Consider the following 23,420-nt stretch of genomic DNA (forward strand, 5'->3'; position numbering starts at 1 on the left):
AAAAGAACCACACGTAATCACGATATCCAAACGACAGCTGATCAGCTCACAGAACAACAAGACGCTCAAGATCCTCTTCAAGCCACATCGAAAGCAAATACCTCCCCCTTCGCCCAAATAGAAAACGATACCGACAACCTTCAGGAAAACGCCATCGCGAAACCTGAAACAACGCGCCCCAACCCCAGCCATAAAGAGGTCGTGGTCTCTAGGGGCGACACCTTATCAACGCTATTCGAACGGGTCGGACTTCCCGCTGGCGAGGTTCACGACGTTCTGGCCAGCGATAAACAAGCCAAACAATTCAGCCAACTCAAAAGGGGACAGATTCTGCAGTTCGAACTGACTCCTGACGGGCAGCTTAAACAACTGCACAGCAAGGTCGGCGACCTCGAAACCATCAGCCTGTCCAAGACCGACAACGGCTATACATTTAGCCGCGAGGTTACTAAGCCAACCATACGTACAGCCTATGCACACGGCATTATCAACAGTTCTCTGTCACTCTCAGCTCAACGCGCCGGCCTATCCCACAGCATGACCATGGACATGGCCAATATTTTTGGCTACGACATCGATTTCGCTCAGGATATTCGCCAAGGTGATGAGTTCGATGTGATCTATGAGCAGAAAGTTGTGAAGGGCAAGATAGTCGGCAATGGCAATATCGTGTCCGCAAGATTCACCAACCGTGGGAAAAACTATTCCGCGGTTCGTTATACCAATAAGCAAGGCAACACCAATTACTACACGGCTGAAGGCAACAGCATGCGAAAGGCATTCATTCGCACTCCTGTGGATTTCGCCCGCATTAGCTCGTTATTCTCAATGAGCCGCAAGCACCCTATATTAAATAAAATCCGTGCACATCAAGGCGTCGATTACGCCGCCCCTCGCGGTACGCCGATCAAGGCGACTGGTGACGGTAAAGTGTTGTTGGCTGGACGCAAAGGTGGTTACGGCAATACGGTCATTCTGCAGCATGGCGAGACTTACCGAACGCTTTACGGTCACATGCAAGGATTTGCCAAGGGCATACAGGCTGGCGCTACTGTCAAGCAAGGCCAAATAATTGGCTATATTGGTACCACTGGTTTATCGACTGGACCGCATTTGCATTATGAGTTTCAGGTCAACGGGGTCCACGTCGACCCGCTGGGTCAGAAACTGCCGATGGCCGATCCGATTGCCAAATCGGAAAAACAACGCTTCCTGCAGCAAAGTCAGCCATTGATGGCGCGCATGGACCAGGAAAAGGCCACCATGCTGGCCTCCAGCAAGAGATAAAAGATGGCTCTATATATAGGTGTGATGTCTGGAACCAGCCTTGACGGGTTGGATATCGCTCTTATTGAGCAGACCGACCGCCCAACTTTATTGGCGACTCACTACATCCCCATGCCGGAAGATTTGCGTGCCGAGCTTCTGAGTTTATGCGCCAGCAGCTCGGATGAACTTGCCCGAGCAGCGATCGCCGAGCAGAAATGGGTACGCTTGGCCGCTCAAGGCATTCTGACGCTACTTGAACAAGAGCAACGCTCTCCCGGTGAAATTCGCGCTATCGGCAGCCATGGCCAGACCATTCGCCATGAGCCCGCTCGTGGTTTCACTATTCAAATTGGAAACCCTGCCCTCCTTGCCGAATTGACCGAAATCACTGTCGTCAGTGACTTTCGCCGCCGCGACGTCGCTGCAGGTGGTCAAGGTGCACCGTTAGTCCCGGCGTTTCACGAAGCGTTGTTTGATAAACCTTTAGGCGCGCTACAAGACCATAGAGCCGTGCTCAACATTGGCGGCTTCAGCAACTTAAGCTTGATCGAACCCGATAGACCAGTGTCTGGCTTTGACTGCGGTCCCGGAAATGTTTTGATCGACGCCTGGATACAAACCCAGCGCGGCCTGAACTATGATCAGGACGGAGCGTGGGCTGCCAGTGGACAAATTGAACCCGCACTGCTGCAATCCCTGCTCAGCGACCCTTTCTTTTTGACGCAAGGCCCAAAAAGTACAGGCCGTGAAGTCTTCAATCTCAGTTGGTTGCAACACCACTTGTTTCAACTACCAAGCTTCCCACCGGAAAACATCCAGGCAACCCTTACCGAGCTGACCGCGCTGACGATTACTCAATCGCTACAGATGGCTCAGGCTGTGACTGATGAGTTATTAATCTGCGGGGGTGGCGCGCATAACGCAACGCTAATGGCCAGACTCGCTGCACTGCTGCCAAACACAACGGTAAACAGTACCGCCCTGTATGGAGTGGACCCGGACTGGGTCGAGGCCATGGCTTTTGCCTGGCTGGCACATTGCTGTCTTGAAGGCGTGCCCGCTAACCGTCCGACAGTCACGGGTGCCCGGGGTTTACGTGTACTCGGCGCCATTTACCCAGCCTGACGCACACAGCAAAACGCCGCACGTCAGTGCGGCGCATCTTTACTTACAAACCCTGCATCACAATCGATAAATCAGACCGAAAACGACGAGCCGCAACCACAAGTCGTGGAAGCATTCGGATTTTTGATCACAAAGCGAGATCCTTCCAAGCCTTCCTGATAGTCCACTTCTGCGCCTGCCAGGTATTGAAAGCTCATTGGATCAACCACTAAGCTCACACCGTCACGCTCAACAATGGTGTCGTCATCAGCAATGTCTTCATCGAACGTGAAGCCATACTGGAAGCCTGAACAGCCACCACCGGTTACGAATACACGCAGTTTCAGGCGATCATTGCCCTCTTCATCGACCAGAGTCTTCACCTTGTGCGCTGCACCGGGGGTGAATTCCAAGGCCGTTGGCGTGAAGGTTTCGACGCTCATGCTAATTATCTCCCGGCGCTATGCCGCAATAATGCGTAATGACGCGCATTATCCGCTTGTCCTAGTAAATCGGTCAACTATTGTAGGGGCAGCAACGAGCTGTAGGTGACAAGCCGCAAGACAAAGCCGATCACTTGCAGCTCGTAGCTCGCCACTGCTCTTACGGCAACATCCCCGCATGGGACAGGCCGAACCGCTCATCGAGACCAAACATGATGTTCATGTTTTGCACCGCCTGGCCTGAAGCGCCCTTCACCAGGTTGTCGATCACCGATAACACCACCACGACATCGCCGCCCTGCGGACGATGCACGGCAATACGACAAACATTAGCGCCACGCACACTGCGAGTTTCGGGATGGCTACCCGCAGGCATTACGTCAACAAAGGGTTCATTGGCATAACGCTTTTCATACAGCGCCTGCAAATCCACCGACCTATCTACCACCGTTGCGTAAAGCGTCGAATGAATGCCACGAATCATAGGCGTCAGATGAGGCACGAAGGTCAAACCCACATCACCGCCTGCGGCTCTGCGCAAACCTTGGGTGATTTCGGGCAAATGACGATGACCTTTAACCGCGTAGGCCTTGAAGCTTTCACTGGCCTCCGCGTACAGCGACCCGACACTCAGACCACGGCCCGCACCGCTTACGCCGGATTTACAGTCGGCGATCAACCGGGAGTTATCCGCCAGACCCGCCTCAAGCAGCGGTAAGAAGCCTAACTGGGTCGCCGTTGGGTAACAGCCAGGCACCGCGATCAAGCGCGCCGTTTTTATCTGCTCGCGATTCACCTCTGGAAGACCATACACCGCCTCTTCAAGCAATTCAGGCGCGCCATGGGGTTGGCCGTACCACTTGGCCCACTCGTCAGCGTCATGCAAACGGAAGTCCGCAGAAAGGTCGATAACTTTAGTACCTGCTTTAAGCAGTTCGCCGGCCAGTGCATGAGCTACACCGTGGGGTGTCGAGAAAAACACAACATCGCAGGCGCCCAAGGTTTCAACGTCCGGAACGCTAAAGGTCAGGCCGTCGTAATGGCCTCGCAGGTTCGGATAAAGATCAGCCACAGGCAAACCGGCCTCAGAGCGAGAAGTGATAACCACTACCTCGGCTTGCGGATGCTGTGCCAACAGACGCAGCAGCTCGACCCCGGTATAACCCGTGCCGCCGACGATTCCGACCTTGACCATAACCCTGCCCCTTTAACGAACCTACTGGAAAGCCGTCGATGATAGGGTCGTTGAGCGCATGCGACAACCGCAAAGGTGACGTAGGGGCGCTCATGCAACTACTATTTGGCCACCGTAAATCCTGGAAAACCCAATATGCTCTATCTATGGCTTAAAGCTTTCCACATTGTCTCAATCGTCTGCTGGTTTGCCGGCTTGTTTTACTTGCCCAGATTGTTTGTCTACCACTCCTTGAGCGAAGACGCTGTTAGCCGCGAACGCTTTTGCATTATGGAGCGCAAGCTTTATCGGGGCATCATGGGGCCAGCGATGGTTGCCACCCTGGTGTTCGGAATCTGGTTAATAAGCCTCAATCCGAGCGGCTACCTCAGCCAAGGCTGGATGCACGTCAAGCTCTTATTGGTGGTGCTGTTGATCGGCTATCACCACATGTGCGGCGCGCAAGTAAAACGCTTTGCCCGTGGAGAGAATGGCCGCAGCCACGTGTATTACCGCTGGTTCAATGAAATCCCGGTACTGATACTGCTCGCAATCGTAGTACTGGTGGTGGTTCGACCTTTCTAATCACAGCTCAAAAACGGGGTACTGCTTATGTCGCTGCCAACGCTGCTTGAACATCGTTTGCGTCTGCCCGTGGTAGTCGCACCGATGTTTCTGATTTCCAATCCACAACTGGTCCTAGCGTGCTGCCGCAATGGGGTAGTGGGGAGCTTCCCTGCGCTGAACCAACGTGAAAGCAGCGGCTTCAAGGCTTGGCTGGAAGAAATCGAAGCGGGATTGGCAGGGCTTGTTAATCCTGCGCCTTACGCCGTCAACTTGATCGTGCATAACAGCAACCCACGCTTGCAGGCCGACCTGGAAATTTGTGTTGAGCACAGAGTACCCATCGTTATTACCAGTCTTGGCGCCGTTAGAGAACTGGTCGACGCTGTGCACAGTTATGGGGGACTGGTGTTTCACGACGTTACGACACGACGTCATGCGGAAAAAGCAGCCGAAGCCGGTGTTGATGGTTTGATCGCCGTCGCGGCCGGCGCTGGAGGGCATGCGGGCACCTTGAGCCCATTTTCGCTGATCGCCGAAATCCGCCAATTCTTCGATAAGACCCTATTGCTGGCGGGCTGCCTGAATCAAGGCCACCAGATACTCGCCGCCCAACTGCTCGGCGCCGACCTTGCCTACTTCGGCACACGCTTTATCGCCACCCGCGAAAGTCATGCACCTGACGCCTACAAAGAAATGTTGATGGCCTCAAAAGCCGCCGATATTGTGTACACCGCCGCAGTGTCGGGGGTGCCCGCTAGCTTCATGCGTCAGAGCCTGGAAAATGCCGGTTTTGATCTGGCGGCGCTACAAGGCAAAGTCGAGGTGGGTTCAAGCGCTAAACTCAAACCCATGAGTGACGAAGCGAAAGCTTGGAAAACCGTGTGGTCTGCGGGCCAAGGTGTTGGTGAAATCAACGACCTCCCCGATGTCAACGAACTGATCGCGCGTTTGGATTCCGAATACCGTTCAGCACAAACCCGGTCAGTCGAACTGGCGAAGCATTGGCCTCACTGATCATCTGCCCTTTCACTGCCATCAGTCGACCGTAAAGACTTGACGTATTACCAGACAAGGAAGCCGAGAATGGCTGAGCCACACTTCAAGATCATCTTCAGCGGGCAACTACGCAGCGGTGTCGAGAGAGAGACCGCCACGTTAATCCTGGCGGAGCTGTTCAAAAGTGACGGGGCTGTCGTTGAGAAACTGTTCAGCGGTCGAGCGATTACGCTTAGGCACGGGCTATCGCAAGAACAGGCGCGGTATTACCTGGATGCGCTGAATGATGCGGGCGTCGAAGCACGCATTGAGGCTGAAAACCCCATTAATCTTGAGCTGTACGACATTCATCAACCCACGCCATACCAAACACAAGCACAACTATCACCCTATGCCACGCCTCAAGCGCCGGTTATTACGACACTGGCAGGCTTCCCCGAATTGAAAGTCTTTACCGTCCGAGGGCGGATCGGACGACTGCGGTACTTGGCCTGGACCTTTGTGCTCATGACGGCGATTGGCGTTGCTACGGCGATTTGCGCAGCGCTGATGACAAGCTCGCTGATCGCTGGAGGGCTGTTCACGACCATCGCGGTTGTCGCCTTTTTCATCATCAGCGTACAAATCGGCGCCCAGCGGCTCCACGATGCGGGTTGGTCTGCTTGGCTTCTGTTATTAAACTTGGTGCCATTCGTGGGCGCGCTGTTTCCTATCCTGATGATAGTCGTTCCCGGGAATACGGGACCAAATCAGTTCGGCGCGCCGCAACCGCCGAACAGCAAGGCAGTAAAAATACTGGCCTGCACGTGGCTACTAATTCTCGCAGTGACCATGGTCGGCTTTTTTTTCGGGGTTCCTGGGCTATTCGAAAGCGAAGTACAAACCACCGCCACTGAATACGAAAATACCCTGCCCTATGACGACGACCAAGACAGCGACACTTCACAACCCGCCGATAGCACGCCGCCATCTGTAGACTATAAAAACAAATAACCCGTTAGACTTTGACCGCTCCGGACTGAGCGCGCTGCCTGGAGAAACTGCATGACCTGTTACGCTCTGATTACTGGCGCCTCCAGCGGCATTGGCCTAGCGATGGCCGAGGCCCTGGCGCGCAGGGGTCGCAGCCTGATTTTAGTCGCCCGCGAACGCGAAGAGTTGGAGCGCATCGCCATCGAGCTGACGCAACGCTTTGGTGTGGACGTTTTGTTCCGGGCCTGCGATCTTGGCGAACCGCTGCGGCTTTCCGGCTTCCTTTTGGAACTCGAAGACGGTGAGCGACAAATCGACTTATTGGTTAATTGCGCGGGGATAGGTACGTGCGGGCCGTTCCTCGCTCAAGAGTGGGGTGTAGACCAGGACTTGATTGACATAAACATTCTGGCCCTCACTCGCCTGTGCCATTCCGTCGGCAACGCCATGGCCGTACAGGGTGGCGGACAGATACTGAACGTCGCCTCGGTTGCAGCCTTTCGGCCGGGCCCATGGATGACCAGCTATCACGCAAGCAAAGCTTATGTGCTGACTTTTTCCGAAGGGCTGCGTGAAGAGCTGAAGAAAACCGGCGTGAAAATATCAGTGCTCTGCCCCGGGCCGACGCGTACAGCGTTTTTTCAAACAGCTCAAATGGAATTGGGTGCGCTTTCTAACAGCAACCGGATGATGAGCCCCGAAGAGGTTGCGTTATATACCGTCCGCGCACTGGCGAAAAATCGCGCGGTGATCATTCCTGGTTGGCGCAACAAGCTGTCGGCCTTCGCCCCTCGCCTGACGCCACGTTGGCTAACGATAAAAATAGCCGCTGCGCTCAATAAGGCTCACTGCCCTCGCTAATAAGCGCTGGGCCTGATACCCCTGCGTCATTACACTCGTTTACTTATTCAAGCGGAGAAATAGCTGTGGAGACTCTGTTCACCAAAATCATCAACAGAGAGATACCGGCAAAGATCATCTACGAGGATGACCAGGTGCTGGCCTTTCATGACATTGCCCCTCAAGCACCGGTGCACTTTCTGGTGATTCCGAAAAAAGTGATTCGTACACTTAACGACGTAACCGAAGAAGACAAGGGCCTGTTGGGCCATATCTTGTACACCGCTCAACGTCTGGCTAAAGAACTGGGCTGCGAAGACGGTTTCCGCGTGACGATGAACTGCAATGAGCTGGGCGGTCAGACCGTCTATCACATTCACATGCACGTCTTGGGTCAACGTCAGATGCACTGGCCACCAGGCTGATTCATTTATCAACGACTTAGGCTCATCGGTGCTGGACTCGCACAACCGGTGAGCTGATCCAGCTCAAGCCGCACCTGATCGATTCGGGTAGACTGGTCTGCGTGGATTTACCCGGAGGTGCCCATGGCTACCGAACGTCACTACTCACCTGTTGACCGTTTTCTATTACAAGCCGATGCCGCAATGCGCACGCTGTTGCCCTTTAGCGCGCAACCGTATCGTCCCTCTCCCGCGATTGTCCAACCTGAAGTCAAGATGAACGACGCCGACACTCGGCACGTGGCAGGCCTGATGCGCATCAACCACACCGGCGAAGTCTGCGCGCAGGCTCTTTACCAAGGCCAAGCATTAACCGCCAAATTACCGAAAGTGCGCGCTGCTATGGAGCATGCCGCCGAGGAAGAAATCGATCACCTTGTGTGGTGTGAACAGCGCATTCATCAGCTGGGCAGTCACACCAGCGTGCTCAACCCGGTGTTCTACGGGTTATCTTTTGGAATCGGGGCAGTGGCCGGCCTGATCAGCGACAAAATAAGTCTTGGATTTGTAGCTGCCACAGAAGATCAAGTCTGCAAGCACCTAAATGACCATTTGGCGCAATTACCTGCTGGGGATGAGAAGTCCCGAGCCATTCTAGAGCAGATGCGTACTGACGAAGAACACCATGCTCAGGGTGCACTGGAGGCCGGCGGTTTCCGTTTTCCAAGGCCGGTCAAATTCGGCATGAGCTTGTTGGCAAAAGTCATGACCAAAAGCACTTATCGGGTCTAACGGTTTGACCGTAAAAAGGCGCCTCGATGGGCGCCTTTTTTACATCTACATCGGAACGGGACCCTTTAAGGCTGCATGTTCCGAGCGTAGAAAATCTCCAGCATTTCGTGCTTCACCCTTTCGGTGACCTGGTCACGTTGTTGAGTCGACAGGTTGCTCGTCGCATCCCCAAACAAGTAGTTGTCCAGTTCGAAGTTCTTTAGCAGCATCTTGGTGTGGAACATATTTTCCTGGTAAACGTTCACGTCTGTCAGTTGATAGGCAGAGCGTGTGTCTTCAGAAAGATAGTTCTGAACCGAGTTGATTTCGTGGTCAATAAAGTGTTTTTTGCCTTCAATGTCGCGCGTAAAACCGCGTACACGATAGTCGACAGTGACGATGTCTGAGTCGAACTGGTGAATAAGGTAGTTCAATGCTTTAAGCGGTGAAATAACCCCACAAGTCGACACGTCTATATCAACACGAAACGTCGCGATGCCATCGACCGGGTGAATTTCCGGGTAGGTGTGCACCGTGATGTGGCTCTTGTCGAGGTGAGCCAAAATAGTTTCTTTTGGCAGCGGCCCAGGTGACTCTTCGATCTGGCTGTCGGTGGGCGTCACCGGCTGTTCGGAGATCAAAATGGTCACGCTAGCGCCTTGCGGGTCGTAATCCTGGCGCGCGATATTCAAGATGTTGGCGCCAATAATATCGACCACATCAGTCAGAATCTGCGTCAGGCGTTCCGCGTCGTACTCACGATTGATGTACTCGACGTAGGCTTGCTGGTCTTGCGGAGTTTCCGCATAGCAGATGTCATAGATGTTGAAGCTCAAGGTCTTGGTCAGGTTATTGAACCCGTGGAGCTTGAGTTTGCTTTTCACCGATAAAACTCTCTTTATTTGTGCGGTCAAGCCGCGTAATCAAGCATGCCCGTCAGATAAGAACGGCTCATCTGCGTAGGACGGTGAACACCTCTTCGCGGTGGCGATTTTGGTTGTCTGTTCGGGCGTTTCTATAGTCGTGATGCAACGGACCGTACCCTGAAAAAGGGGCGCATTATGCAGACGTAACACGCCGGCTGCCAGAGTCTGCGCCGCTTTTATGAAATTTGGGTGTCCATTCAGCCCAATTCGATGATTTCATAGTCGTGAGTAATCTCGACGCCTGCATTACCCAGCATGATCGACGCCGAGCAATACTTCTCAGCTGACAACTCAATGGCCCGCTTAACTTGGGTTTCTTTCAAGTCGCGACCCTTGACCACGAAATGCAAATGAATCTTGGTGAACACCTTTGGGTCTTCGGTAGCGCGCTCAGCTTCAAGAAAAGCCTCGCAGCTTTCGATAGCCTGACGTGATTTCTTCAGGATGCTGACCACGTCAAAGTTGCTGCAGCCACCTAGGCCAATCAACACCATTTCCATGGGCCGCGCGCCGAGGTTACGGCCACCGCTCTCAGGCGCACCATCCATCACCACCACATGGCCGCTACCGGATTCACCAAGAAACATGGCTTCGCCAGCCCACTGGATGCGTGCCTTCATCACCAAGACTCCACTATTAAAAAAGGGTCGCCAGCTTAGCACAGGGCCAACATTCGCTGGCTCCAAAGCTAAATGCGTATTTGAAATAAAGACGTGGGAAATTTCCTAATTTTCGGCGATCTGTCCTGATAAGCTGCGGCGAATCACTGACGCGGCCGATACCCAACAGGATGATTCGTGGCGCGTTACTTTTTTCGGGATACATGCATGGTCGCTATAAGCCTTACACCCAAGATCAAAAATCTCGACAAGCTCCTGGCCCATTGTCAACGCCGTCGCTACGCCGCCAAAACTAATGTTATGCGTGCAGGTGACCGCTCTGAGTCGCTGTTCTTCATCGTCAAGGGCTCCGTGACGGTGGTGATAGAAGATGACGGACGGGAAATGATCGTGGCCTACCTCAATACCGGAGATTTTTTTGGCGAGTTAGGTTTGTTTGACCAAGCAGGGCAAGCGATTGAGCGCAGTGCCGGTGTGCGCACCAAGACCGAGTGTGAAGTGGCTGAAATCAGCTACAACAGATTCCGTGAAGTTATGCAGGACGATCCTGACATCTTGTACGCTATCGGCGGCCAAATGGCCGAACGGCTGCGCAATACCACTCGAAAAGTCGGTGACTTGGCCTTTCTCGACGTGACTGGACGCGTAGCGCGAAGCCTGCTGGATTTATGCAAGCAACCAGATGCCATGACACATCCCGACGGCATGCAAATTAAGATTACCCGCCAGGAAATAGGCCGCATTGTGGGTTGTTCGAGAGAAATGGTTGGCCGCGTACTCAAGGCATTGCAAGAGCAAAATCTGGTACACGTTAAAGGCAAGACAATGGTGGTGTTCGGTACCCGTTAAACGCCTACAGGGTTAGAACTCACTTAGGATGTATTGATAACGCTCGGCTAGATTTCCCAAAACATCGGCTCCCGGATAGGCTTCGTGCAAAGCGACATGGCTTTGGGCCCTTACGCGCTGAGGTTGCTCACAAATCTGGTTGAATGCATTGACCGCAGCGATCATGTCCTCACGCTCGTCGTCCAGCAGCAACGCACCATGCGCCAGCACAACAGGGCGTTGACCGCCCTGACTTTGCCGCCAACGCTGGGCCGTGCCTACCATTTTGCGGCCGTCGAGATTCACGTTGAAACGCCCATCACAGAAAGCGCCCTCCACCTCTCCAACTGACGCCGCGCCACCGAGCGCGATTAGCTCGTCGCAGATCGGCTCACACAAGCGTCTGTACGCGTTCTCGATTCGGTCCCGATCATTGTCGCCGCGCGGCTGGGCGTACACCAATGCGATGTTCACGGTGGCGTGAGATTGAGGCACAGGCTCGCCACCGCTTTCACGCAGAAGAATCGGCCAGCCGAGATTTGCCAAAAATTCGGTCGCCACATCGAAACGAGCGAGACGGCTCATACGACGCGGCATCACCAAAGCACGATCTATCGGGCGCCAAAACAGCAATCCGAATTCGGCATTACCCGCACACACCGAGGCGAGCAGATCCTGCTCAGCCTGAAGACCTGCGGCGACAGTGGTTTTGATGACAGGGTTTTGCATCTAAGCTCTCTGGTGTCCATTACATTGTTTCGCCAACATGGTGGCGAGAATTCTCAGATCAATTACTAATCAACGGCCCACGCTCAGGAAAGAACAGTCGCTGCAATTCAGCACCCGGATGTTCTGCACGCATGAACGTTTCGCCCACCAGGAACGCATAGACCTCGCTGATTTCCATCAGCTCGACGTCCGCGCGATTGAGGATGCCGCTTTCTGTGATGACTAAACGATCACGTGGTATACGCGGCAGGAGGTCCAACGTGTTTTCAAGATTCACTTCAAACGTATGCAGGTTACGGTTGTTGACGCCTATCAGTGGTGTGTCCAAGGTCTTTAGCGCCCGCTCCAACTCGTCAAGGTCATGCACCTCAACCAACACATCAAGACCTACGCCTTTCGCGACGGCAGCCAATTCGGCTAACTTCGCGTCTTCCAAAGCGGCCACGATTAGCAACACACAGTCAGCGCCAAGGGCACGGGCTTCAATGATTTGGTACGGATCAATCATGAAGTCTTTGCGAATCACCGGCAGGGAGCACGCGGCGCGGGCTTGTTGCAGGTACGCATCGGCGCCCTGAAAAAAATCGACGTCGGTCAGGACGGAGAGGCACGTCGCGCCACCGGCCTGATAGCTCTTGGCAATTTCCGCAGGAAAAAACTTCTCGCGGATCACGCCTTTGCTCGGCGACGCCTTCTTGATTTCCGCAATTACCGCAGGTTGCTTCTTCTTCGCCTGCTTGATCAGCGCATCGGCGAAACCCCGCGTCGCATCGGCCAGCGCTGCCAGACGCTCCAACTCAGCGAGGCTAATTACCGCGCTACGGGCGGCGATTTCCTCGATCTTACGGGCAAGAATCTTTTCCAGAACCGTCGGCACACTCATCCTTCGTTCTCCTGTCTGAATACCGCAGTAAAGGCACCCAACTCTTCCATTTTCTCCCGGGCAAGGCCAGTGTGCAGAGCATCATGCGCCAGCTCCACGCCTTGTTTCAGCGTGTAAGCATGATCCGCCGCATAGAGCGCTGCGCCTGCATTAAGGACAATCATTTCAGCAGCTTTTTGACCGTTCTCCGTTTTGCGCCGACCTAACGCATCGCGAATCAACTCCAGCGAAGCAGCCGGGCTTTCTACTGTCAGGCCAAACAGGCTTTGGCTTTTAATGCCCAAATCTTCCGGTTGTACCCAATATTCGGTGATGTCACCGTTTTTCAGCTCGGCGACAAAGGTCGGTGCTGCCAGGCTGAACTCGTCCAAACCGTCCTGAGAGTGTACGACCAACACGTGCTTGCTGCCCATCCGCGACAACACCTCAGCCAGTGGACGGCACAATGCCTGACTGAACACCCCGACCACCTGGTGGCGGACGCCAGCCGGATTCGTAAGCGGGCCGAGCATATTAAACAGGGTGCGCAGACCGAGGTCGCGTCGGGGGCCAGCAGCAAACTTCATAGCACGGTGGTGGGACTGAGCGAACATGAAACCAATGCCGACGCTATCAATGCAGCGAGCGACTTGCACGGGGGTCAAGTTCAGATAAATCCCGGCAGCTTCGAGCAGATCGGCGCTGCCACTTTTACCGGAAACCGCCCGGTTACCGTGCTTGGCAACCGTACAACCGGCCGCCGCAACGACAAACGCCGACGCCGTCGAAACGTTAAAAATATTGGCACCGTCGCCACCGGTGCCGACCACGTCGACGACGCCGTCGAGGGTTTTGAGCTCAACCTTGTCGGCCAACTCACGCATTACGGTGACCGCGCCAACAATCTCGTCGATGCTTTCGCTTTTCATGCGCATGGCCATCAAGAATGCGCCAATCTGCGCTTCAGTACATTGACCGGTCATGATTTCGCGCATGACGTCGCGCATTTCTTCCGTGCTCAAATCCAGCTGGTTAACAATACGACCCAGCGCGCTTTTAATGTCCATAACCATAACCTTACTCATAACCTTGAACCCTCTTAAACCTGGCGAGTGCCGCCGGTTTGTTTGAGGAAGTTGGCGAACAGCTCATGGCCCTGCTCGGTAAGAATCGACTCAGGGTGAAACTGAACCCCTTCGACATTCAGCGTCTTGTGGCGCAAGCCCATTATTTCATCGACCGAGCCGTCTTCGAGTTCGGTCCACGCTGTCAACTCAAGGCACTCCGGCAATGTTTCGCGCTTGACCACCAACGAGTGATAACGGGTGACCGTCAACGGATGATTCAGGCCGTCGAATACACCGAGGTCTTCATGGATCACCGGACTGGTCTTGCCATGCATCACCTGCCGCGCACGCACCACGTCACCGCCAAATGCCTGACCAATGGCTTGATGCCCGAGGCAAACACCAAGCAACGGCAACTTGCCGGCAAAGTGTTTGATCACTTCCAGCGAAACGCCTGCTTCGGTCGGGGTACAGGGGCCAGGAGAAACGACGATGCGTTCGGGGTTCAAGGCTTCGATTTCGGCAATCGTCAGTTCGTCGTTGCGGATCACTTTGACCTCTGCACCCAACTCACCCAGGTATTGCACGACGTTGTAGGTAAACGAATCGTAGTTATCGATCATCAGCAGCATGTGATTAACCTCTTGAAGTACTGACTTTAAAGCAACCCCTGGACTCTGTCCGTTAGCTTGGCGCATGCACGCTGCTCACTGAAATCCATCCAGCGCAGGTGCTTTGGCAAGACAATCGAAGGGCTATGGGTACAAGTCCGGCGAGGCCGGGAGGAAACAGTCAGGCGCGCCAACGCCAACGGGCGTGAGCCTTGATAACGCGCATCAAGAATTTACTGACGATCAACACTGGGGGAGGTCTCATTTTCATACGTCCCGGCACATTAGCTTACCCAAGCATGCGGTGCAATATCGCCGTAGTGACGCTCCGCCGGGCATTTAGCACGCGCAGACGGCGCAGAGCCGTCAAAGCTTTGCTACTTTTCGTAGAGGTAAAACTAAAATAACGACAAAAGGGATCATAACAATGATTAAACAGGCGCTGTCCCTGCCGTTTGCAACATGTGTTCTTTCACTGGCCTGCTCTTACGCCTTCGCGGCCCCTTCTCCTTACTCAACTCTGCTGGTGTTTGGCGATAGCCTGAGTGATTCCGGTCAATATCCTGACCTTGCGGGCCCAAACGTTTCCGGCTTGCGTTTCACGAACCGCACCGGCCCGACCTTTAAAGACGGCAGTGGCGAGGCCTATGGACCGGTTTCAACCACATTGCTCGGATTGAAACTCGGCATCGCGCCCGGCGACCTCTTGCCCTCGACGTCCCCGGTCAACGCACTTCTCGGCTTAAAAGATGGTAATAACTATGCCGTAGGGGGTTATCGAACAGATCAGATTTATGGCTCAGTCACTTCTAAATCGGTAGTTGCCATCCCAGATGGTGAACCCGGTGGAGGCACAGTACTGCGCAGCAAGGACAGTTACTTGGTTGCAAACAACTTCCGGGCTGATCCCAACGCGCTTTATTTCTTGTCAGGCGGCGGCAATGATTTTTTCCAAGGACTGGTCGTCGATGCCCCATCAGCAGCAGGTTCGGCAGACCAACTGGCGAATAGTGCCCAAGCCCTTCAGCAAGCGGGCGCACGCTACATCATGGTCTGGCTGTTACCTGACCTCGGCTTGACGCCAGCGGCGTTTGGCACGCCTGCCCAAACGCCCAGCTCCCAGTTGAGTGGCGCGTTCAATGCAGAACTCGTCAGTCGCCTGTCGCAGATTCACGCCGAGATCATCCCGCTGAATATTCCACTGTTAATTCAGGAAACCTTGGCCAACCCCGCGCGCTTCGGCTTGGACGCCAGCCAAAATCTGGTCGGCACGTGCTTTAACGGTAATGCCTGTAAGGAAAATCTCGCACACGGCCTTAACAGCGCAACGCCCGACCCCACCAAGCTGCTGTTCAACGACAGCGTGCACCCGACAATTGCCGGGCAACAATTAATCGCCGATTACGCCTATTCATTGCTTTCGGCACCTTGGGAAACAACCCTACTGCCGGAAATGGCCCTCGGGACTTTGAACGCGCACCAAGATGCATTGCGCAATCAGTGGTTAGCCGATGAAGGTAATTGGCAAAGCGTCGGCCGCTGGCGCGCAATCATCGCTACCGGCGGTGAGCGCATCAAATTCGATGACGACAGGAGTTCCGCCAAGGCAGACGGCCATGGCTACAACTTGACCATCGGGGGCAGTTACCGGTTTGCCGACGATTGGCGTGCGGGGGTTGCTGCAGGTTTCTATCGGCAACGCTTGGAAGCAGGCCCCCGAGACTCCGACTATTCTCTCAACAGCTATTTGGCGACTGCATTCCTGCAATACCATGCCAACCACCTGTGGGCGGACGCGGCGCTGACCGGCGGAAAACTCGACTATCAAGATGCCAACCGTAAATTCGCGCTGGGGATAGCCGAAGGCGAAGAGAAAGGTGATACCGATGGCAAGCTGTGGGCATTTAGCGCCCGATTGGGGTACGACATCGCCCAGGCCAATAGCGGATGGCACCTGTCGCCGTTCATCAGCGCCGATTACGCCCACATCGTAGTGAACGGCTATTCGGAAGATGGGGCGCGTTCTACGGCGCTCACCTTCGACGACCAGCGACGTAACTCTCGGCGCCTCGGTGCAGGGCTTCAAGGCAAAATCCAGGTCACGTCGTCGACACAACTGTTTGCTGAGGCAGCACACGAACATGAGTACGCCAACCACCAGCAAAACGTCACGATTGCCCTCAACAGCCTGCCGACTATCGACTTCACGCTGGACGGTTACAAACCACAAAGCAGCCTCAACCGCGCCAGTATCGGCGTCAGTCAGAAGCTGACCCAGGAGGTGTCATTGAGCGCGAACTACAACTGGCGCAAGGCCGACGACGTGACCCAGCAAGGTGTTGGGTTGGCGGTGAGTGTGGATTTTTAACAGCGAGGATTTCAGCCTTTGCGACCGAATTTATTCGGGAAACAAGCGGCGTGGTGCGTGTGACCCGCCGCGTTGTTGCCTTCCCGAATAAATTCGGTCCCACAGGGAAATTGCAAAGGAAGTATTACGGCTCCTGCTCAGCCAACGCCACGGCGCGGAACATGGCGCGGCGCTTGTTGAGCGTTTCTTCCCACTCAAGCCTTGGCACTGAGTCGGCAACGATACCGCCACCGGCCTGAACGTGCAGTTCGCCGTTTTTGATCACCGCCGTGCGGATCGCGATGGCGGTGTCCATATTGCCGTTCCATGCCAGATAACCTACGGCACCACCGTATACGCCACGTTTTACCGGTTCCAGTTCGTCGATGATTTCCATCGCACGAATTTTCGAAGCACCGGACAGCGTTCCCGCAGGCAGAATTGCGCGCAGCGCATCCATCGCCGTCAGGCCGCTTTTCAGTTGCCCAGTCACGTTGGAGACGATATGCATGACATTGGAATAACGCTCAATGACCATCTTCTCGGTCAGCTTCACCGAGCCGACTTCCGACACACGACCAGTATCGTTACGCCCCAGGTCGATCAGCATCAGGTGCTCGGCGATCTCCTTGTGGTCTGACAGCAGGTCCAGTTCAAGCGCCACGTCTTCTTCTTCGTTGGCGCCGCGTGGGCGCGTGCCAGCAATCGGACGAACCGTTATCAGATTGTCTTCAACCCGCACCAGCACTTCCGGCGAACTGCCCACAACATGGAAGTCACCGAAATTGAAGAAGTACATATAAGGCGTCGGGTTGAAGCAACGCAGTGCGCGATACAAATCGATGGGAGCGGCTTTGAAGTCAATGGACATACGTTGCGACGGAACCACCTGCATCACGTCACCGGCAAGGATGTATTCCTTGATGGTATCCACCGCCCGCTCATAATCCGCTTGAGTGAAACTGGAGCGGAAGATCGGGTCTGGCGCTTGCGGACGTGTAAGGTCTAGCCCGCGACGTGGTGTGATCGGCTGACGAAGTTTTTCCATCAGCTCTTCAAGGCGCGCCTGACCGTTTTCGTAAGCGTTGGCCTCAGCCGGATCGACCAACACGATCGCGTGCATCTTGCCCGCCAGGTTGTCGAACACCACCACGGCGTCAGATACCATCAGCAAGATATCCGGAACCCCCAGTGGGTCCGGGTTCGGGCATTTGCCCAGGCGTTTCTCAACATAGCGCACGCAGTCGTAGCCGAAATAACCCACTAACCCGCCGTTGAAACGCGGCAGTCCGGGGATAGTCGGTACGTTGTAGCGGGCCTTGAATACCTCAACAAAGGCCAGCGGGTCTTCGCTTTCCAAATGTTCGATTTCAACACCGTCCAGGGTCACGCTGATCTGTTCTTCGTGAACCCGCATGACCGTACGGCATGGCAAGCCAATGATGGAATAACGCCCCCACTTCTCGCCGCCCTGCACCGATTCCAGTAAATAGGAGTTCGGCTGGTCGGCCAGTTTCAGGTAAATCGACAGCGGAGTGTCGAAGTCGGCAAGGGTTTCGTAGGCAAGCGGGATACGGTTGTAACCGGCAGCGGCCAAACGCAGGAATTCTTCGCGGATCATGATCAGCCTCGTGGCTTGAGGTAAACGGTCAGGTGTGCAAACGCGCCGGGAAACCGGCCAAAATCAAGTCAGGCGCGCCAACGCCAACGGGCCAGGGCCTTGATGACTTTCATCCAGAGTCTGCAGATAACCACCACGATGGAGTCTCTTTTAAGGGGGCAATTGAGGTCGGCCAACGTTAGCTCAGCCGCCGGATCTAAGCAACCGGGGAGCAGCTTGCGCAGGTCGTCAATGACCAACGCTGGCAATTCTTCTTCAATAGGCCGGCCGTGGTTGTAACCATAACTTAGCGCCACACAAGTAACGCCAGCCGCTTTCGCCGCCAGCACATCGTTGCGCGAGTCGCCAATGAACAGCGATTGGGAAGCCGGAACACCGGCCATCTTCATCACGAAAAACAACGCCGCGGGATCAGGTTTCTGCTGCGGCATGGTGTCGCCGCCAATGATCCAGCGGAAAAATCTTCCCAGTTTCAGCTCGTCCAACAGGGGCGCGACGAAGCGCTCCGGTTTGTTGGTGATCAGGGCCATTTCAATGCCCTGCTTCTGCATCCACTTCAACGTCTCGCGTACACCGGGGTAAACCTGTGTCAGCGAATGGCTGCCAGCGTAGACCTCCATGAAAATCGCCAACGCCGCCTCGGTGTCGGCTTCACTGACGGCCGAATGGTCAAAATCATTGGCCAGCGCCCGGCGTACCAATACCCGCGCGCCGTTACCGATCCAGATGCGCACCGATTCGATACCGACCGGGGAATGCCCCAACGTGAGCAGCATGCTATCAACGGCGGCGGCCAAGTCTGGTACTGAATCGACCAGCGTCCCATCCAGGTCGAACATCACCAACTTAGGCAAACAGCCGGGAAACAGCTGCTCGAAGCCACTCATGGGCGAGCCAACGCCAATTCTGCACGCATTTTCTGAATGACTTCCTTGTAATCCGGGGCATTGAAAATCGCTGAACCGGCTACGAAAGTGTCAGCACCGGCAACGGCGATTTCCCGAATGTTATTCACGTTCACACCACCGTCGATTTCCAGGCGAATGTCATACCCCGACGCCTCAATCAACGCCCGCGCTTCGCGCAGTTTGTTTAGGGTGCCGGGAATGAACTTCTGCCCGCCAAACCCTGGGTTGACGCTCATGAGCAAGATCATGTCGACCTTGTCCATCACGTACTCAAGCAGGTTAAGCGGCGTGGCCGGATTGAACACCAAGCCCGCCTTGCAGCCGCCTTCACGGATCAACTGCAATGAGCGGTCGATGTGCAGCGTGGCTTCGGGGTGAAAGGTGATGTAGGTGGCGCCGGCTTCAATGAAGTCGCCAATAATGCGATCAACCGGGCTAACCATCAGATGCACATCGATAGGCGCGGTGATGCCGTACTTGCGCAACGCGGTGCATACCATCGGCCCGATGGTCAGGTTCGGCACGTAGTGATTGTCCATCACATCAAAGTGCACGGTGTCGGCGCCAGCGGCTAAAACAGTGTCCACTTCCTGGCCCAGGCGGGCGAAGTCGGCGGAGAGAATCGAAGGAGCAATAACGAAGGGCTGCATGACGCACCTTTTGAGCATAATCACGGTGGCGCGCATTGTACCTCATGAGTGATCGCCGGCACCTGAAGCAGTGCAAGAGCCGATGAATGCACTATCGACACGCGCTTATCTGTTGGGAGTCGCTCCACAGGAGCAAGCGAATGGTACGGAGGATAGAAACCGCTTTCTTGGCCTTTTCGCTGTAGCCGTATCCTTTAAGCAATTACCCACGGGTAAGCGGGAATTGCCCTACGCGACTGGTCGGTTGCGGACTATATATATCTATTTTTTGCTACTGGACACTCGTCGGGCCTCTCCCCCATGAAGACCGGCCCATGTCCAATATTCCAAAAACCAGCGTCAGTGAACTCTTCCAATTCCCGATTCGCAAGGCAGACGGCAAACCCTTTGCTGACGCCGAGCAACTGCACCAACTGCTGGAAAAAGAAACGTCAGGTTTCTACTTATTGAGCAAAAGCGGCTTCTGGCACGGCGGTATTCATATCAGCAATGAAAGCGCCCCGCACTGCGTCCACAACGAGCCGGTGCGCTGCATCGCCGACGGTGAAGTGGTCGCTTACCGCTTGAATGCCGACTACCTCGATTCCCAGTTCGAACAGGACGCAAGTTGCCTGCAACTGAAATACTCCACCTCGTTTTGCCTGGTCCGGCATACCTATCAGTCACCGCCCAATCCCGAAGAAGGGCCCGACCACGGCAAGCAAAACAGCCTGACCTTTTACAGCTTGTACATGCACCTGCTGCCCTTCGAACGCTACCCGAATGATGACCCGACCTACGCCAACCGCGTGCAAGTCGGTTTCGGCGACCGCGCAGCCCGCAATGTGCCCTTGGGTGAACCCGGCAGTAAAAAGATCGGTGTAATCCTCGCCGGCAGCGTGTTCGACATTCTTGAAGAGCGAGAAGGCGCCGAAGGCTATCGCTTTGCCAAAGGCCGCCTTGTCTGGGCACCACCGGAAGGCCCGTTCAATCCCGGTGCAGAACTCTGGTTCGCCAGCCACCAACACGGGCAACCCATCAGCCCAGATAACTGTCGGTTGCTGTTGGCCAAGGTGCTGCCACCTGCGCGAGCCCGACCTGCGTATTGGCAAGGCATGGTTGAAGCCCGCGTGCGGCAGTTCCACGGGTTGGACATGCATCGCGCGCCTGAGAATAACGAACCGGGCGCCAGCTACGGCGTGCGGGAACAATTACCCTCGGGCTATACCTTTCGTTTTGATAACGCACACACCGTGTTGGTCAACGCACCGGATGGCACCCGACGGCCCATGGCGCGCTGCACCATTGCCCCGACCACCATCAGAGGCGAGCCTCTCATTCAAGCGTTTTGGGCCTACGTGGATGACATTGAACTGGAGTTTCCGCGCACTGAGCCGGTGGGTCTGGACAGCGTTATCGTTCCCGAAAAACCGATCCCGATCAAAGCTGGCGCCCCGGTGGGCTACCTTGGGTTGTACGAAACACCCGCCGAAACCGGCAAGACATCCAAACACCAAGTGCATTTGGAAGTCTTCACCTGCGACCCGAACCTCGACGCTTTTCTCAGCAACGAAGCCGGTCTCAAACACGGCAAGCAATACCTCCACGTACCCAAACTGCAACCGGACATCGTGGCCCAAGACACCGAAAGCGAGCTCCGGAGATTTCTGTTTCAAGACCATGTGTTTGACCTGAACAAGTTGCCGGTCGTAAAAGACAAAGACGGCGCCCTGGCCTACAAGATTAACGTCCAGGAAAAGGTCCCTACCCCCAAAGCGCCGATCCGTAATTTTGAAGCATTGATCAGTAAACAAGGAGTACAGGACGGCACAACCAAGGCCCAGATCGTCAGTCAACACGACTTCAAGGCGCTTGGCTTCAAGATCGTTGAGCAAGGTGCCAATAGCTGCAGCCCGTTGATTTCGGGGAAGGTGTGTAATTTCTATAAACACCTGCACGCTTTGGCCGACGTCAATCACGACGGAAACGTCAGCGCTGAAGAACTGCGGGTAACACTGAGAAACCCCGCGTTCAGAAATCGCTGGTCAAAACTCATCACCCACCACCACACCGAATGGCAAACCACCGCCGACGCTGCCAACTGGCAAGCGTTTCGGGACCGTCTGAGTCACGACCCTGAGTGGCTAAGGCATGAGAGTGAGCGGATTAATAATTTGGTGTTTTGGGATGAAGTGGCGGAGAAGGTTGGGCTGCCGGAGGATGGGCGGGTTTCTTATTTTCATCCGGTGGAGTTTGTTGGGTGCCTGCAAAATAGAAAATTGCATCCGGTAATTTCAATAAATAATCGAAATATAGAAATTTCGTTTCTTGATTTTTATGACAACTCAGTAATAGATGAGGAAGATTATATTAATGCTGCAACAAGACTTCGCTGTGAAGTTGAAGCAATAAAAGCTGTAGCCATTACAGAAACAGGCAGCTCAGGTAGCTATTTTATTAATGGGCGTGACGATAAAGTTCCAACAATACTGTTCGAAAGGCACTATTTCCATAGGCTCACCGGAGGCCGATTTGGTGAGACGCATCCTGAAATCTCCCAAAAAACAGGGGGAGGATACGGCCGTTTTTCCGCTCAATACGAAAAGTTGCTAAGCGCTTACTCCTTGGATCCGAACGCTGCCCTTAAATCGGCATCTTGGGGGAGGTTTCAGATTATGGGAGATAACCATTTGCGCGCCGGATACTGTACCGTCGAGGCATTCGTAAATGATATGGGATTGTCCGAGAGGAAGCACTTGGAAGCTTTTGTTAACTTTATCTTATCTGACCCTGTACTTTCGGCTGCCATTATTGAAAAGGACTGGTTGAAGTTTGCTAGAAAATATAATGGCGCCAATCAGGTCGGTTATGATGGCAGGATATCGGAAAACTACGAGTTAATTAAAAATGCAAAGTAAATATCATTTGAGCATGTTGACTGCGGGGCTAATATTCTGCTCAGGCACAAACGGATTGGAACAAAAGATATGTACCGGGCAAAGTGTTTCTGTATTCCAGTGTGAGATCAGCAATGGAAAGAATTTAGCGTTGTGTGGTGTATACGATCAATTAGCTGGGCTTCAAGGTCTTCAATATGTATTTGGTAAAGCGAATGATGTGGAGTTGATTTATCCTGTTGGAAAGGTTACGACAGGAGATTTCAAATTTAATTATTATTTTAGATCTGGAGTTGAATACTTAAAGGTTAGCTTCCGTAATGGATCAGTCAAATATAGTATTTTTAGCAATTCGGACCAGAATCAACCTCAGGGCAATATTTCCGGAATCGAAGTGTTTGACGATCAAAAGCATTCCTCTGAGGTTCAAATTTTATGCAGTAAAATATATGCAAATAAATTGCGAAATCTTTCGAGATTGAAGTGCGATGAAGACGATGCTCTAGGCTGCAATAACTAACCCTGCTACCGAAGGCTAAATCGCCGAATGGTAACCATCGAGCAGGTGGATCGGAGACTACCCACGCCCAACAGCAACATTTATTTGATATTACATATCCAGATTACGTAATCGCGCTATCAACAATTACAACAGATGGACAGCTGGCGAGGAGGCACGCTGTGAATGGGATAAGCTCCTGCCTGCCATCAAAGATATCTTAGTCGACTTCGTGTACCAAGGTTTCACAATAGTATCGAAGATTTGATAACTTATATCGAAAACACCCCTATACTAAAGCAATATAAGCCCGGGCGACAACGGGCTAATTACCTT

General features: G+C 54.1%; 23 protein-coding genes (1 of these 23 only partly in view). 12 read left to right on the top strand and 11 right to left on the bottom strand.

The window, feature by feature from the left end:
• Nucleotides 1-1,287, top strand: partial view of a peptidoglycan DD-metalloendopeptidase family protein gene (locus RGW60_RS16715; RefSeq protein ID WP_322206953.1) — the 3' portion only. It extends 123 nt beyond the left edge of the window; the window shows 1,287 of its 1,410 coding nt (coding positions 124-1,410); its start codon lies beyond the left edge, outside the window; it ends in the stop codon at nucleotides 1,285-1,287.
• Between the two features lie 3 nt (nucleotides 1,288-1,290).
• A complete protein-coding gene (locus RGW60_RS16720) occupies nucleotides 1,291-2,394 on the top strand; it encodes an anhydro-N-acetylmuramic acid kinase (RefSeq protein WP_322205609.1) in 1,104 nt (367 codons plus the stop codon).
• A 71-nt stretch (nucleotides 2,395-2,465) separates the two neighbouring features.
• Here the strand turns inward: RGW60_RS16720 and erpA are convergent, their stop codons facing one another.
• Nucleotides 2,466-2,816: an iron-sulfur cluster insertion protein ErpA gene (gene erpA / locus RGW60_RS16725; protein ID WP_322166349.1), complete on the bottom strand. Its 351-nt coding sequence runs from the start codon at nucleotides 2,814-2,816 to the stop codon at nucleotides 2,466-2,468.
• 160 nt (nucleotides 2,817-2,976) lie between these two features.
• Nucleotides 2,977-4,011, bottom strand: coding sequence for an N-acetyl-gamma-glutamyl-phosphate reductase (gene argC / locus RGW60_RS16730; protein ID WP_322205610.1), 1,035 nt, complete (start codon nucleotides 4,009-4,011; stop codon nucleotides 2,977-2,979).
• A 135-nt stretch (nucleotides 4,012-4,146) separates the two neighbouring features.
• On the opposite strand from argC, the gene hemJ reads away from it, so the two are divergent.
• The 6 genes from hemJ to coq7 all read left to right on the top strand — a co-directional run bounded on the left by hemJ (nucleotide 4,147) and on the right by coq7 (nucleotide 8,561).
• Nucleotides 4,147-4,575, top strand: coding sequence for a protoporphyrinogen oxidase HemJ (hemJ, locus tag RGW60_RS16735; protein ID WP_322205611.1), 429 nt, complete (start codon nucleotides 4,147-4,149; stop codon nucleotides 4,573-4,575).
• A 27-nt stretch (nucleotides 4,576-4,602) separates the two neighbouring features.
• Nucleotides 4,603-5,571: a nitronate monooxygenase family protein gene (locus RGW60_RS16740; protein WP_322205612.1), complete on the top strand. Its 969-nt coding sequence runs from the start codon at nucleotides 4,603-4,605 to the stop codon at nucleotides 5,569-5,571.
• Nucleotides 5,572-5,640: 69 nt separating this feature from the next.
• A complete protein-coding gene (locus RGW60_RS16745) occupies nucleotides 5,641-6,546 on the top strand; it encodes a DUF805 domain-containing protein (protein ID WP_322205613.1) in 906 nt (301 codons plus the stop codon).
• 51 nt (nucleotides 6,547-6,597) lie between these two features.
• Nucleotides 6,598-7,386, top strand: a complete 789-nt coding sequence (locus tag RGW60_RS16750; protein WP_322205614.1) for an SDR family oxidoreductase — start codon at nucleotides 6,598-6,600, stop codon at nucleotides 7,384-7,386.
• A 65-nt stretch (nucleotides 7,387-7,451) separates the two neighbouring features.
• On the top strand, nucleotides 7,452-7,790 hold the full coding sequence (locus tag RGW60_RS16755; RefSeq protein WP_322205615.1) for a histidine triad nucleotide-binding protein: 339 nt from the start codon (nucleotides 7,452-7,454) through the stop codon (nucleotides 7,788-7,790).
• Nucleotides 7,791-7,913: 123 nt separating this feature from the next.
• A complete protein-coding gene (gene coq7, locus RGW60_RS16760; RefSeq protein ID WP_322205616.1) occupies nucleotides 7,914-8,561 on the top strand; it encodes a 2-polyprenyl-3-methyl-6-methoxy-1,4-benzoquinone monooxygenase in 648 nt (215 codons plus the stop codon).
• Between the two features lie 65 nt (nucleotides 8,562-8,626).
• On the opposite strand, the gene speD is transcribed toward coq7, so the two are convergent.
• Both speD and RGW60_RS16770 read right to left on the bottom strand, forming a co-directional pair.
• Complete coding sequence (speD, locus tag RGW60_RS16765) at nucleotides 8,627-9,424, bottom strand: adenosylmethionine decarboxylase (protein ID WP_322205617.1); 798 nt, start codon at nucleotides 9,422-9,424, stop codon at nucleotides 8,627-8,629.
• Nucleotides 9,425-9,663: 239 nt separating this feature from the next.
• Nucleotides 9,664-10,086, bottom strand: a complete 423-nt coding sequence (locus RGW60_RS16770; protein ID WP_322205618.1) for an OsmC family protein — start codon at nucleotides 10,084-10,086, stop codon at nucleotides 9,664-9,666.
• A gap of 207 nt (nucleotides 10,087-10,293) precedes the next feature.
• Between RGW60_RS16770 and crp the strand changes: the two genes are divergently transcribed.
• Nucleotides 10,294-10,935: a cAMP-activated global transcriptional regulator CRP gene (gene crp / locus RGW60_RS16775; protein ID WP_322205619.1), complete on the top strand. Its 642-nt coding sequence runs from the start codon at nucleotides 10,294-10,296 to the stop codon at nucleotides 10,933-10,935.
• Between the two features lie 12 nt (nucleotides 10,936-10,947).
• On the opposite strand, the gene RGW60_RS16780 is transcribed toward crp, so the two are convergent.
• From RGW60_RS16780 to RGW60_RS16795, 4 genes are read right to left on the bottom strand one after another with little or no spacing between them, the layout of a single operon-like run.
• On the bottom strand, nucleotides 10,948-11,643 hold the full coding sequence (locus tag RGW60_RS16780) for a lipoate--protein ligase family protein (protein WP_322205620.1): 696 nt from the start codon (nucleotides 11,641-11,643) through the stop codon (nucleotides 10,948-10,950).
• A 58-nt stretch (nucleotides 11,644-11,701) separates the two neighbouring features.
• Nucleotides 11,702-12,526: an indole-3-glycerol phosphate synthase TrpC gene (trpC, locus tag RGW60_RS16785; RefSeq protein ID WP_322205621.1), complete on the bottom strand. Its 825-nt coding sequence runs from the start codon at nucleotides 12,524-12,526 to the stop codon at nucleotides 11,702-11,704.
• A complete protein-coding gene (trpD, locus tag RGW60_RS16790; RefSeq protein ID WP_322205622.1) occupies nucleotides 12,523-13,572 on the bottom strand; it encodes an anthranilate phosphoribosyltransferase in 1,050 nt (349 codons plus the stop codon). The genes trpC and trpD overlap by 4 nt, the downstream gene beginning before the upstream one ends.
• Nucleotides 13,573-13,604: 32 nt before the next feature.
• On the bottom strand, nucleotides 13,605-14,204 hold the full coding sequence (locus tag RGW60_RS16795) for an aminodeoxychorismate/anthranilate synthase component II (RefSeq protein WP_322205623.1): 600 nt from the start codon (nucleotides 14,202-14,204) through the stop codon (nucleotides 13,605-13,607).
• Between the two features lie 406 nt (nucleotides 14,205-14,610).
• Here RGW60_RS16795 and estP point away from each other — a divergent pair, with 406 nt between their 5' ends.
• Nucleotides 14,611-16,551, top strand: coding sequence for an esterase EstP (gene estP / locus RGW60_RS16800; RefSeq protein ID WP_322205624.1), 1,941 nt, complete (start codon nucleotides 14,611-14,613; stop codon nucleotides 16,549-16,551).
• 124 nt (nucleotides 16,552-16,675) lie between these two features.
• Here estP and trpE read toward each other — a convergent pair whose 3' ends face one another.
• The 3 genes from trpE to rpe form a co-directional block, all read right to left on the bottom strand.
• A complete protein-coding gene (gene trpE / locus RGW60_RS16805; protein ID WP_322205625.1) occupies nucleotides 16,676-18,151 on the bottom strand; it encodes an anthranilate synthase component I in 1,476 nt (491 codons plus the stop codon).
• Between the two features lie 68 nt (nucleotides 18,152-18,219).
• On the bottom strand, nucleotides 18,220-19,038 hold the full coding sequence (locus tag RGW60_RS16810; protein WP_322205626.1) for a phosphoglycolate phosphatase: 819 nt from the start codon (nucleotides 19,036-19,038) through the stop codon (nucleotides 18,220-18,222).
• Nucleotides 19,035-19,709, bottom strand: a complete 675-nt coding sequence (rpe, locus tag RGW60_RS16815; protein ID WP_322166366.1) for a ribulose-phosphate 3-epimerase — start codon at nucleotides 19,707-19,709, stop codon at nucleotides 19,035-19,037. Before rpe ends, RGW60_RS16810 begins: the two co-directional genes overlap by 4 nt.
• 524 nt (nucleotides 19,710-20,233) lie before the next feature.
• On the opposite strand from rpe, the gene RGW60_RS16820 reads away from it, so the two are divergent.
• Both RGW60_RS16820 and RGW60_RS16825 read left to right on the top strand, forming a co-directional pair.
• A complete protein-coding gene (locus RGW60_RS16820) occupies nucleotides 20,234-22,606 on the top strand; it encodes an N-acetylmuramidase family protein (RefSeq protein WP_322205627.1) in 2,373 nt (790 codons plus the stop codon).
• Nucleotides 22,596-23,105, top strand: a complete 510-nt coding sequence (locus tag RGW60_RS16825) for a hypothetical protein (protein WP_322205629.1) — start codon at nucleotides 22,596-22,598, stop codon at nucleotides 23,103-23,105. Before RGW60_RS16820 ends, RGW60_RS16825 begins: the two co-directional genes overlap by 11 nt.
• The last annotated feature ends 315 nt before the right edge of the window (nucleotides 23,106-23,420 follow it).

Source organism: Pseudomonas sp. AB6 (assembly GCF_034314105.1).
Taxonomy (GTDB): domain Bacteria; phylum Pseudomonadota; class Gammaproteobacteria; order Pseudomonadales; family Pseudomonadaceae; genus Aquipseudomonas.